Raw genomic sequence first — 11216 nt, 5'->3', positions numbered from 1 at the left:
TCGGTCTCGATGACACCGCATCGCTCCCTCCTCATTCCTCCCTGTGCGCCAAAATCCGCTCCGTCATGGCCATTGTGGGCAATGGGTACAGACCCTCAGATCGCGCGGACTTCGGTTACTTCCGGAACATAGTATTTGAGCAACTGTTCGATGCCGTTCTTCAGCGTCGCGGTCGAGGAGGGGCAGCCGGAGCAGGCGCCCTGCATCTGGAGATAGACTCTCCCCTGGTCGAAGCCGCGGTAGACAATGTCTCCGCCGTCATTGGCAACCGCGGGACGGATGCGTGTCTCGATCAGCTCGCGGATCTGCGCAACGATCTCCGCATCCTCGGGATGGTCGCCGAAATCGGCGGACTCGGGGGGGACATTGAAGCCCGCGGCGGAGCCGGCGTGGAACAAGGGCATGTTCGCCGAGAAATGATCGAGCAGGATTGCCAGCACGTCGGGCTTGAGGTCGCGCCATTCGACGCCGGGGCCCGCGGTGACCGAGATGAAGTCGCGCCCGAAGAACACGCCGGTCACGTCGCCGAACGCGAACAGCGCGCTGGCGAGCGGCGAGGCCTCGGCATCCTCGGGGCTCGCGAAGTCGCGGGTGCCTGCGTCCATCACGGTGCGTCCGGGAAGGAATTTGAGCGTCGCCGGGTTGGGCGTGGCTTCTGTCTCGATCAGCATGGCTGGCATGTGGCGCTTGAAGGCATGCGGATCAAGCGGGCGGCGGGAAACGAAAGGTTTCGCGGGGACAATCAGTCGACGGGCGGATCGTGCCGCGTCGCGCCGCTCACATCGGCGTCGTGGCCGCTCTTGTCGCTGAAGAACGCCGCGGCGAACAGGCCGCAGCCGAGCAGGGTCGAGAGGAAGACGCCGCCGATCGTCGCGAGGATCGCCGACGGATAGAGCGCGTCGTTGATCGAGAGATACCAGAGCGCGCCCGCGACCATCAGCACCCCGGCCAGCGCGATCCACAGCATCATCCGCCGGAACTCTCTCCAGGCCTTGGCGCTGTCGGTACGCATCGCTTGCTCCTTCAAGGGCTTAGATGGGGCGCCGGGCGCGCGATTCAATCGTCCGGCAGGTATCGCATAGCCCCTTCGGCAAAGCTGTACACCTGGGCGAAAGGTCTCAGGTGGCAAGCGCGGGACTTCGCCATTAGATGGGGACACATGTCTCGTTTCCTGCGGTCTCCGCTCCTCGCCTCGCTCGCCCTCGTCACGCTTGTCCCGGTCCTGCCGGTCCAGGCGCAGACCGCGCCCCGCCCGGTCCAGACCGCCGATGATCCCTGGCTCTACAAGGGCAGCGACCTCGTCCATGACGACGAATGGAAATTCGGTAGGCTTTCCAACGGCGTGCGCTACGCCGTCCGCAAGAACGGGGTGCCCCCGGGCCAGGTCTCGGTGCGCGTGCGGATCGACGCGGGCTCGCTCAACGAGCAGGAGAGCGAGCGCGGCTTCGCGCATCTGCTCGAGCATCTCTCCTTCCGCGGATCGACCTTCGTGCCCGACGGCGAATCGAAGCGGATCTGGCAGCGGCTCGGCGTGACCTTCGGCTCGGACTCGAACGCGAGCACGACCTTCACCCAGACCGTCTACAAGCTCGATTTGCCGACCGCGACGCCCGCGGGCCTGGACGAGAGCTTCAAGATCCTCGTCGGCATGATGTCCGCGCCGGCGATCACCCAGGCTTCGCTCGACGCCGAGCGGCCGGTGGTGCTCGCCGAGGCGCGCGAGCAGCCGGGCGCGCAGGAACGGCTGCAGGATACGATGCTGGGGCTGATGTTCGCCGGCCAGCCGGTCGCCAATCGCAAGCCGATCGGCACCACCAAGGCGCTGACCGCGGCGACACCCGCCTCGGTGAACGCATTCCACGATCGCTGGTACCGCCCCGATCGCGCGGTGGTGATCGTGATCGGCGACATGGACCCCGCGGTGCTCGAGGCCATGGTGCAGAAGCATTTCTCCACCTGGAAGGCGGAGGGAGCGCCGACGCCGAGCCCCGATTTCGGCAAGCCCGTCGAGAACCAGCCGGTCGCCGCGAGCATCGTCGAGCCGGCGGTGCCGCCGCTGGCGATGATGGCGATCCTCCGGCCCTGGACGGTCTTCTCGGACACGGTGATCTTCAACCAGAAGCGGATGATCGACCTCGTCGCGATCCGGATCATCAACCGCCGGCTCGAGACGCGCGCACGCTCGGGGGGCAGCTTCCTCGCCGCGGGCGCCGATCTCAGCGACGTCGCGCGCTCGGCCAACGTCACCACGGTCAACGTGATGCCGGTCGGTGCCGACTGGGAGACCGCTTTGCGCGACGTGCGCGGCGTGATCGCCGATGCGCAGACCACCGCGCCCACCCAGGCCGAGATCGACCGCGAACTCGCCGAGATCGAATCGTCGATGAAGCAGCGCATCTCGACCGCGCCGGTCGAATCGGGGATGAAGCTCGCCGACGACCTGGTCGAGGCGGTCGACATCAACGAGACGGTGACGACGCCCGAGGCCTCGTACGACATCTTCAAGTCGGCGGTGGCGGCGAAGATGTTCACCCCCGCGACGGTGCAGGCGGCCGCGAAGCGCGTGTTCGAAGGCACCGCGGTCCGCGCGCTGGTGAACACGCACACCCCCGATCCCGAGCTGGTGACCAAGGTCACCGCCGCGCTCCAGGCGGATGTCGTCGCCAATGGCGCGAAGCGCAGGGCGTTGGGCAACGTGACCTTCGCGCAGCTGCCCAAGCTCGGAGCACCGGGCAAGGTGGTGAGCCGCACGCCGCTGCTGCCCGAGCTCGAGATCGAGAAGGTGGTGTTCGCCAACGGCGTCAACCTGCTGATGCGCAAGGATTCGTCCGAGGTCGGCAAGGTCTATGTCAATGTCCGCTTCGGCGGCGGGCTCAACGCGCTGCCCGCCGATCGCCCGAGCCCGGCATGGGCGGGCGAGATGGCGCTGGTCGCCGGCGGCATCGGCAAGCTCGGCCAGGAAGAGCTCGACGCCCTGATCGGCCGGCGCCAGATGGGCTTCGATTTCGACATCGACCCCGACGCCTTCCGCTTCGGCGGGCAGACCAACAAGGAAGACCTGCCCGACCAGCTGCGGCTGTTCGCGGCGAAGCTGGCGGCGCCCGCCTGGGATCCGAACCCGGTGATCCGCGCCAAGACCGCGGTGCTCTCGGGCTATGCGGGGCTCTCCTCTTCGCCCGATGCGGTGCTGGGCCGCGATCTCGAGAAGCTGCTCCATTCGGAGGACCCGCGCTGGGGCATCCCCGCGCGCGAGGCGATCGAGGCGACCACGCCGGCGAGCTTCCGCCAGCTCTGGGCGCCGCTGCTCGCCAGCGGCCCGATCGAAGTCGAAGTGTTCGGCGACATGGATTCGGACGCGACGATCAAGGCGGTGGCCGAGACCTTCGGCGCCTTGAAGCCGCGTCCCGCGAGCAAGGCCGCGGCGCCCGCGATCACCTTCCCCGAGCATGTCGACAAGCCCGTGGTCCGCACCCATACCGGCAAGGCCGAGCAGGCCGCGGCGGTGATCGCCTGGCCGACCGGGGCGGGCAGCGCGGGCATCACCGAGAGCCGCAAACTCGACGTGCTCGCCGCGATCTTCCGCGACCGGCTGATCGATCAGCTGCGCAGCCAGGCCGGCGTGAGCTACTCGCCCAACGTCGCGAGCCAGTGGCCGCTGGGGCTGAGCGCGGGCGGCAAGCTGATCGCGCTCGGCATGGTCCCGCCCGACAAGACCGACTTCTTCTTCCAGCTCGCGCGCGGGATCGCCGCCGATCTGGTCGCCAAGCCGGTCGACGCCGACGAGCTCACCCGCGCGCTGACGCCGATCAAGCAGCAGCTGATCCGCCAGTCGAGCGGCAACATGTTCTGGATGCGGCTGGTCGAGGGCGGGTCCTATGATCCCGCGCGCATCGCGGCGGTGAACACGCTGGCGCGCGACATCGCGTCGACCTCGCCGATGGAGATCCAGGCGCTCGCGCAGAAATATCTGCGGCCCGACAGGGACTGGACGATGATGGTGATGCCCGGCGCAGGCGCGCAGGCGGGGCGGTGACTTCTCAAGCCCCTCCCCTTCAGGAGCATCAGGTCGGCCATGCCCCCGGCATGGCCTGAACAGCGCGGGGCGCTGTTCACCTGATGCTGGGTTGGGGGTGGGGCCTGTCCATCTCACCGAGCCCAGCGCTTGGGGCACTGCCCCACCCCAACCCCTCCCCTGAAGGGGAGGGGCTTTAGTTGCGCCTCAATACAACGCGTCCAGCCTCGCACCATAGACCTGCTTCAGCACGTGCCGGCGGATCTTGAGGCTGGGGGTCAGCTGCTCGTTCTCGATCGTGAACGGCTCGTCGGCGAGGATGAATTTGCGCACCCGCTCGGTCACCGAGAGGTCGCGGTTCACGCGTTCGACCGCCTGGCCCAATGCCGCCTTGTAATCGGGGTCGTGCGCCAGGTCGCGGAAGTTGCACGGCGTGGCGGTGTGGGCGCACCATTCGGCGGTCCATTCGGGATCGGGCACCAGCACCGCGGTCATATAGGGCTTCTTGTCGCCGGCGATCATCGCCTGGACGATCTCGGGCTGGAGAGTCAGCATCCCCTCGACCTTTTGCGGCGCGACATTGTCGCCCTTGTCGTTGACGATGATGTCCTTCTTGCGGTCGGTGATCTGGATCCGGCCCTTCTCGTCGATCAGCCCGATGTCGCCGGTATGGAGCCATCCGTCCTTGAGGACGCGCTTGGTCTCCTCCTCGTTGCGCCAATAGCCGTGCATGACGAGCTCGCCGCGCACGAGGATCTCGCCGTCCTCGGCGATCTTCACCTCGACGCCTTCGAGCGGCGGGCCGACCGTGTCCATCTTGAGCCCCGCGCTCGGCCGGTTGCACGAGATCACCGGCGCCGCCTCGGTCTGGCCATAGCCCTGGAGGAAGGTGAGGCCCAATGACTGGAAGAAGATGCCGACCTCGGGATTGAGCGGCGCGCCGCCCGAGACCATCGCCTTCATCCGCCCGCCGAAGCGCTTCGAGATCTTGGGCATCAGCGTGGCCTTGAGCAGCAGGCGCATCGGCGTGTCGAGCAATGTCGCGGTGCCCGCGGCGCGCTTGCCGCCGAGATCGACGGCGCGATCGAGCAGGAAATTGGCGAGCCGGCCCTGCTTCTCGACCTGCTTGCTGATCCGCGTGCGCAGCACCTCGAACAGGCGCGGGACCACCACCATGATCGTCGGGCGGACCTCCTCGATGTTCGAGGCGAGCTTTTCGAGGCCTTCCGAATAATAGATCTCGGCGCCGAGCGCGATCGGGAAGTGCTGCCCGCCGGTATGCTCATAAGCGTGGCTGAGGGGGAGGAAGGACAGGAAGACCTCGTCCTCCCAGCCGAAATCCTCGGAGATGATCGTCACGCACCCCTGGCAATTGTGCAGGATCGCGCCGTGATGCTGCATCACGCCGCGCGGGCTCCCGCCGGTGCCGCTGGTGTAGATGATGCACGCCGGCTCCTCGCGCCTGAACGCGGCGCGCGTGGCGACGGTCTCGGGATCGGCGGGATTCCGCGCGATCAGGTCCTTCCAGTCGTGGAAGTCCAAAGCGCCCGATTGGCCGGCGCGGACCTCGTCGATCCCGATCACCATCCGCATCGCGGAGGAACGGATCGCCGCGGGCAGCACCGTCTTGGCGAGCTTGGTGTTCGAGACGACGACCGCGCAGGCGCCCGAATTCTCGATGATGTGATGGTGATCGCGCTCGGTATTGGTGGTGTAGGTGGGCACCGTCACGCAGCCCGCCGCCATGATCGCGAGATCGCTGATGCAGAATTCGGGACGGTTCTCGGAGACCAGCATCACGCGGTCGCCCTGCTTGAGTCCCAGCGCCTGGAACGCGGTGGCGAGGCTGGCGACCTGGCGCGCGGCCTCGGCCCAGCTGGTCGGCTGCCATGCACCCCCGCTCTTGTGCCAGAGGAAAGGCTTGTCGCCCTTCTCCCGTGCCCGGGTGAAGAACATCTGGACCAGATTGTCGAACTGTTCGAGCTTCCGCATCTTTCTCCCCTTCGAGCGCCGCTCCGGCAGCGTCCCTTTATTCCGACGGACGGTTGGGCCGGGCGCCCACCCGCGTGATCTCGCTCACCCGCCCGTCCTGATCCATCACCACGCCTTCGCTGCGCGGATCGGCAGCGCCGGCCCAGCGCCCGCCGACGCGCTCGATGGCGTTGGCCTTCAACCCCAGCGGCACCGCCTGCACACGCTCGCCCAGCGCCTGCAACGCCGGGATCATCGCCTCGCGCTCCGTGCCCTTCTCGACCAGCGCGACCTGGCCGGGCGCGTAGACGAGTCCGAGCGCGACGGCGTCCTGCGCGCTGAGCCGCCAGTCTATCACTCCGACGATCGCCTTGGCGACCTGCGCGATGATCGTCGATCCGCCCGCCGCGCCGACCGCGAGGCGGACCTCGCCGTTCGGAGCGTAAACGATCGAGGGCGCCATTGAGCTGCGCGGGCGCTTGCCGCCCTCGACGCGGTTGGCGACGAGATAGCCCTGCTTCTCGGGGACGATGTCGAAATCGGTGAGCTCGTTGTTGAGCATCGTGCCGTCGACCGACAGCCCCGATCCGAACGCGCCTTCGATCGTCGTGGTGACCTGGGCGACGTTGCCCGCACCGTCGGCGACCGAGAGCGAGGTGGTGCCCGGGACTTCGCTGGTGGGGGCGCGGACGCGCGCGGGGGCGCCGGGCGGGGTGCCCGCGACGACCTTGTCCATCGAGCGTTCGGGGCTGATCAGCGCGGAGCGGCTGGCGATGTACTTGGGATCGAGCAGGCCCTTGAGGGGCACCTCCACGAAATCGGGATCGCCGAGGTACATGTCGCGATCGGCATAGGCGAGGCGCGAGCTCTCCGCGAAGAGATGCCAGGCGACGGGCGAATCCTTGCCGAGCTTGGCCATGTCGAAGCGCTCGAGCTGCTTGAGGATCATCAGCACCGCCACGCCGCCCGACGAGGGCGGGCCCATCGAGCAGATCCGATGCTTGCGATAGGTGCCGCACAGCACTGGCCGGTCCTTGGCGGCATAAGCGGCGAGGTCGCCGGTCGTCATCTTCGAAGGATTGCGCGCGGCGTTGTTGACCGTGTCGACCAGCTTCTGCGCTTGGGGACCGACATAGAAGCTGTCGGGGCCGAGCCTGGCCACGCGCTCGAGCAGCGCCGCCTGCTGGGGATTGCGCGCGGTGGCGCCCGCGGCGAGCGGCTTGCCGTCGGGGCCGGCGAAGATCGCGAGGAAGCCGGGATCGACATGGCCGGCATAGCGGGTGAGCGCATTGTTGAAGCGTGGCGTGACCGCGAAACCGTCGCGTGCCAGCTTGATCGCGGGTTCGAACAGGGCCGCCCAGGGCAGCTTGCCGCCGCGCTGATGGGCGAGCGCCATCGCGCGCAGCGTGCCGGGAACGCCGACGCTGCGTCCGCCGGGCACCGCGTCGGAATGGCTGAGCGGCTTGCCGTCCGGGCCGAAGAACCAGCGCGGATCGGCCGCCATCGGCGCCGCCTCGCGCCCGTCGACCGTGGTGGTGCGCTTCTTCTTCGCGTCATACTGGACGAAGAAGGCGCCGCCGCCGATCCCCGCGCTCTGCGGCTCGACCACGTTCAGCGCGAGCATCGTCGCGATCGCCGCGTCGGTGGCGCTCCCGCCCTTGCGGAGGATCTCGGCCCCGGCCGCCGCGGCGCGCGGGTCCGCGGCGCTGACGATTCCCTGCGCCATGGCGGCGAAGGGCAGGAACAGGGCTATCAGCAGCGCGACCAGTTTCTTCATCGGCCCAGCCGTAGCGGGCTTTGGCGGGGCGGCAAAGCCGCTACGTCAGGCCGTGGCGGCGAGTCCGCGCAGGATGTCGCGTACCAGCCCGGGGCCGCGATAGACGAGCGCGCTGTATACCTGGACGAGCACCGCGCCCGCATCGAGCCTGCGCTTCGCCTCGTCGGGGCCGTCGATCCCGCCCGCCGAGACCAGGGGCAATTGCCCGCCGCTCGCCTCGCGCGCCTCGACCAATTTGGCGCGGGCGAGCTCGCGCAGGGGCGCGCCTGAGAGGCCGCCCGTCTCGCTCGCCTGGGCCGAGCGCAGGCCCGCGGGGCGCGAGATCGTGGTGTTGGAGACGATCAGCGCGTCGACATGGTTGTCGATCGCCGCGCGGATCGCGCCTTCCACGCCGGCGCGGTCGAGATCGGGCGCGATCTTGAGGAACAAGGGCGTCGTGCCGCGCGCCGCGTCGCAGGCGGCGAGCAGTTCGTCGAGCGCCGGGCGCGACTGGAGATCGCGCAGGCCGGGCGTGTTCGGCGAGCTGACGTTGATCGTGAGATAGTCGGCATGCGGCGCGGCCTTGCGGACGCTCTCGGCATAGTCCGCTACGCGATCGGCCGAATCCTTGTTGGCGCCGACATTGATGCCGAGCACCCCGGCACGCTTGGCCGTAGCGGCAACCCGCGCCAGCGCGGCGTCGAGGCCCTGGTTGTTGAACCCCATGCGGTTGATCACCGCCTCGTCCTCGACGAGCCGGAACAGGCGCGGACGCGGATTGCCCGGCTGCGGCCTGGGAGTCAGCGTGCCCACCTCGACCGCGCCGAAGCCCAGGGCGAACAGCCCGGCGACCGCCTCGGCATTCTTGTCGAGCCCCGCCGCGAGTCCGACTCGATTCGGGAAGTCGATTCCCGCGAGTCGCACGCCGGCAGATGCATCCGAAACGGAGCTTGCCCCGAACGGCGTGCCGAGCGTTCCCCAGAGGCGCAGGGCCGCGATCGTGGCGCGATGGGCGGTCTCGGGATCGAGTGCGAACAGGGCGGGACGGAGCGGATAGGACATGCCCGCGCCTTCGCACCGACGCGGGCGAACGTCAAAAATCGCTTTATGTCGATTCCGTCCAATACCTGAGGTGTGCCTTGGGCTAACCAGTCTCTGCGACCCGAGGGGTTTCCGCTTCAACGGGGGGAACCCTTTCCACTGGCCCGACCGGGAAACCGGTCGGGCCACTTTTATCTCGGCGCGCCAACCGTTATAGACACGACCGAGACACAGATTCTCGGTAACGGGGCTCGAGTATCAAATGCGGGGCGCAACCATCAGAAAAGCCGTGGATACGGACGCGGAGCACGCACCCGCGCCGACGATCAAGCTCAAGCGCGCCAAGGGCCGGCTGCTTCCGCACGTCGAAGCCTATTACCTGTTCCGTGCCGACGGCACCGAGTTCGAGAGCACCGAGCGAGTCGATATCGGCCAGATCCGCTTCCTGATCCGCGGCGAGGGCGAGATGACCTTCCCCGATGGCCATGTCGAGAAGATGAAGCCGATCATGGTGGCGGGCCCCGGCACCGCCGCCGCGAGCTACCGCCTGCACGGGCCCGCGCTGTGCTTCGGCGTGGTGCTGCGCGCGATCGGCTGGAAGGCGCTGATCGGCATTCCGGCGCACAAGGTCACCGATCACATCATCGACGGCGAGAAACTGTTCTGCGAGCGCGCGCCGCGCCTGCTCGAGCAGTTGCGCGACATGACCGAGCTCGACGAGATGATCTCGGCGATCGCGCCGCAATTGATCATGCGGCAGGAGGAAGTGAAGCCGGTTCCCGAGCCGCATTTCCCCTTCCTCAACGCCGTGCGCGAATGGGCGGCGAGCGAGGATCCGACGATCGACGCGCTCTATGGGACGATCGAGGAGACTTCGGGCCTGGGCGAGCGCCAGGTCCAGCGGCTCTGCCTCGAATATTTCGGCGGGCCGCCGACCAAGCTCAAGCGCAAGTTCCGCGCGATCCGCGCGGCGATGCAGATCTTCCAGGGCGCGCCGATCTCCGACGTGGTCGGGCCCTTCGCCGATCAGTCGCACATGATCAACGAGGTCAAGCACTTCACCGGGCACACCCCGACCAGCCTGCGCGGCAATCGCGATCCGGCGCTCGCGCTGACGCTGCAGAACGAAGGCTTCCACTTCCTGCCCGAAGTCATCCCCGAACCGGTTGACCTTCGCGCCGCTTAGGCCCATCTGCAATCGGATAGAATCGTTCCGATTGAGGCCCATCGCGCTGTTGCGCGGAGGGCGAGTAGAGGTACATGCGTCTTTCGAGCCTTGCCGACTATGCCGTAGTGACGATGGCCGCCGCCGCGCGCCATTGCGGCGGATCGTGCCGGCTCAACGCGACCTTGCTCGCCGGGGAGACCGGGCTGCCGCTCCCCACCGTGCAGAAGCTGGTGAGCAAGCTCTCGGCCGCCGGGCTGATCGAGAGCGCGCGCGGCACCGGTGGCGGCTTCCGCCTCGCGCGGCCCCCCGCGGCGATCTCGGTCGCCGACATCGTCGAGGCGATCGAGGGCCCGATCGCGCTCACCGCCTGCGTCGACGGCGGCAGGCATGATTGCTGCGTCGAGGAGACGTGCCGGGTCAAGCCGCATTGGAATGCAGTCAACGGCGCCGTAAAGGGCGCGCTCGCGGGTGTGAGCCTGGCCAGCCTTGCCACCCCCGCTACCCCCGTTCGCCCTGAGCCTGTCGAAGGGCCGTTCTTTTCTTCACCGTCTTCGCAAAAGGAGGGCAGGGCTTCGACAAGCTCAGCCCGAACGGTTTACTGATGGCCACCAAGAATGCCGAGGCGCTCGCCGCCGCCAACAAGAAGTACGAATGGGGCTTCGCCTCGGACGTCGAGCAGGAGTTCGCGCCCAAGGGGCTGAGCGAGGACACCGTCCGCTACATCTCTGCCAAGAAGAACGAGCCCGAATGGATGCTCGAATGGCGTCTGAAGGCGTTCCGCATGTGGCAGGAGATGACGCTGCCCCAATGGGCGAAGCTGCGGATCCCGCACATCGACTATCAGGACGCCTATTATTACGCCGAGCCGAAGGCGAAGAAGACGATCCAGTCGCTCGACGATCTCGATCCCGAGATCCGGCGCACCTATGAGAAGCTCGGCATCCCGATCGAGGAGCAGAAGGTGCTCGCCGGGGTCGAGGGTGCGCGCAAGGTCGCGGTCGACGCGGTGTTCGACAGCGTCTCGGTCGCCACCACCTTCCGCGAGGAGTTGAAGGCCGCCGGAGTCATCTTCCTGTCGATCAGCGAGGCGATCCGCGAATATCCCGACCTCGTCAAAAAATATCTCGGCAGCGTCGTGCCGCAGCGCGACAATTACTTCGCTTGCTTGAATGCCGCCGTCTTTTCCGACGGCACATTCGTCTACATTCCCGAGGGCGTCCGCTGCCCGATGGAATTGTCGACTTACTTCCGCATCAACGCCGAAAATA

The 11216-nt window shown here is 67.7% G+C and carries 8 protein-coding genes and 1 pseudogene; 4 read left to right on the top strand and 5 right to left on the bottom strand.

Annotation, left to right across the window (positions count from 1 at the left end; all coding sequences use genetic code 11):
• Window positions 1-95 precede the first annotated feature (95 nt).
• Both MT490_RS18835 and MT490_RS18830 read right to left on the bottom strand, forming a co-directional pair.
• A complete protein-coding gene (locus tag MT490_RS18835) occupies window positions 96-671 on the bottom strand; it encodes a NifU family protein (RefSeq protein ID WP_297391121.1) in 576 nt (191 codons plus the stop codon).
• Window positions 672-742: 71 nt separating this feature from the next.
• Entirely contained in the window at window positions 743-1012 is a 270-nt protein-coding gene (locus tag MT490_RS18830) for a hypothetical protein (RefSeq protein ID WP_297391119.1), read from the bottom strand.
• 147 nt (window positions 1013-1159) lie between these two features.
• Between MT490_RS18830 and MT490_RS18825 the strand changes: the two genes are divergently transcribed.
• On the top strand, window positions 1160-4033 hold the full coding sequence (locus MT490_RS18825) for an insulinase family protein (RefSeq protein ID WP_297391117.1): 2874 nt from the start codon (window positions 1160-1162) through the stop codon (window positions 4031-4033).
• 186 nt (window positions 4034-4219) lie between these two features.
• Here MT490_RS18825 and MT490_RS18820 read toward each other — a convergent pair whose 3' ends face one another.
• Genes MT490_RS18820 through MT490_RS18810 form a run of 3 tightly spaced genes read right to left on the bottom strand, consistent with a single transcriptional unit; the run spans window position 4220 to window position 8801 of the window.
• Window positions 4220-6004 (bottom strand): AMP-dependent synthetase/ligase, encoded by a 1785-nt coding sequence (locus tag MT490_RS18820; RefSeq protein ID WP_297391115.1) that lies wholly within the window; start codon window positions 6002-6004, stop codon window positions 4220-4222.
• A gap of 37 nt (window positions 6005-6041) precedes the next feature.
• On the bottom strand, window positions 6042-7760 hold the full coding sequence (gene ggt, locus MT490_RS18815) for a gamma-glutamyltransferase (protein WP_297391113.1): 1719 nt from the start codon (window positions 7758-7760) through the stop codon (window positions 6042-6044).
• Between the two features lie 45 nt (window positions 7761-7805).
• Complete coding sequence (locus tag MT490_RS18810; RefSeq protein ID WP_297391111.1) at window positions 7806-8801, bottom strand: quinone-dependent dihydroorotate dehydrogenase; 996 nt, start codon at window positions 8799-8801, stop codon at window positions 7806-7808.
• A 268-nt stretch (window positions 8802-9069) separates the two neighbouring features.
• Between MT490_RS18810 and MT490_RS18805 the strand changes: the two genes are divergently transcribed.
• The 3 genes and pseudogenes from MT490_RS18805 to MT490_RS18795 form a co-directional block, all read left to right on the top strand.
• Window positions 9070-9966 carry a helix-turn-helix domain-containing protein gene (locus MT490_RS18805; RefSeq protein ID WP_297391109.1) on the top strand — a complete coding sequence of 299 codons (897 nt, stop codon included), beginning with the start codon at window positions 9070-9072 and terminating at the stop codon, window positions 9964-9966.
• Between the two features lie 74 nt (window positions 9967-10040).
• Entirely contained in the window at window positions 10041-10550 is a 510-nt protein-coding gene (locus MT490_RS18800; protein ID WP_297391107.1) for an SUF system Fe-S cluster assembly regulator, read from the top strand.
• Window positions 10550-11216: pseudogene (locus MT490_RS18795) on the top strand (Fe-S cluster assembly protein SufB); the annotation flags it as partial. The gene MT490_RS18800 and the pseudogene MT490_RS18795, both read left to right, overlap by 1 nt.

This window comes from Sphingomonas sp., assembly GCF_026460985.1.
Classification (GTDB): domain Bacteria; phylum Pseudomonadota; class Alphaproteobacteria; order Sphingomonadales; family Sphingomonadaceae; genus Sphingomonas.
The sequence above is the reverse complement of the archived record's forward strand: the minus strand, read 5'-3'. Positions and strand labels throughout refer to the sequence as shown.

Excerpts from the sequence above, each read along its gene's own strand:
- MT490_RS18835 (WP_297391121.1), bottom strand. The coding sequence starts at position 671 with ATGCTGATCGAGACAGAAGCCACGCCCAACCCGGCGACGCTCAAATTC.
- MT490_RS18830 (WP_297391119.1), bottom strand. The coding sequence starts at position 1,012 with ATGCGTACCGACAGCGCCAAGGCCTGGAGAGAGTTCCGGCGGATGATG.
- MT490_RS18825 (WP_297391117.1), top strand. The coding sequence starts at position 1,160 with ATGTCTCGTTTCCTGCGGTCTCCGCTCCTCGCCTCGCTCGCCCTCGTC.
- MT490_RS18820 (WP_297391115.1), bottom strand. The coding sequence starts at position 6,004 with ATGCGGAAGCTCGAACAGTTCGACAATCTGGTCCAGATGTTCTTCACC.
- ggt (WP_297391113.1), bottom strand. The coding sequence starts at position 7,760 with ATGAAGAAACTGGTCGCGCTGCTGATAGCCCTGTTCCTGCCCTTCGCC.
- MT490_RS18810 (WP_297391111.1), bottom strand. The coding sequence starts at position 8,801 with ATGTCCTATCCGCTCCGTCCCGCCCTGTTCGCACTCGATCCCGAGACC.
- MT490_RS18800 (WP_297391107.1), top strand. The coding sequence starts at position 10,041 with ATGCGTCTTTCGAGCCTTGCCGACTATGCCGTAGTGACGATGGCCGCC.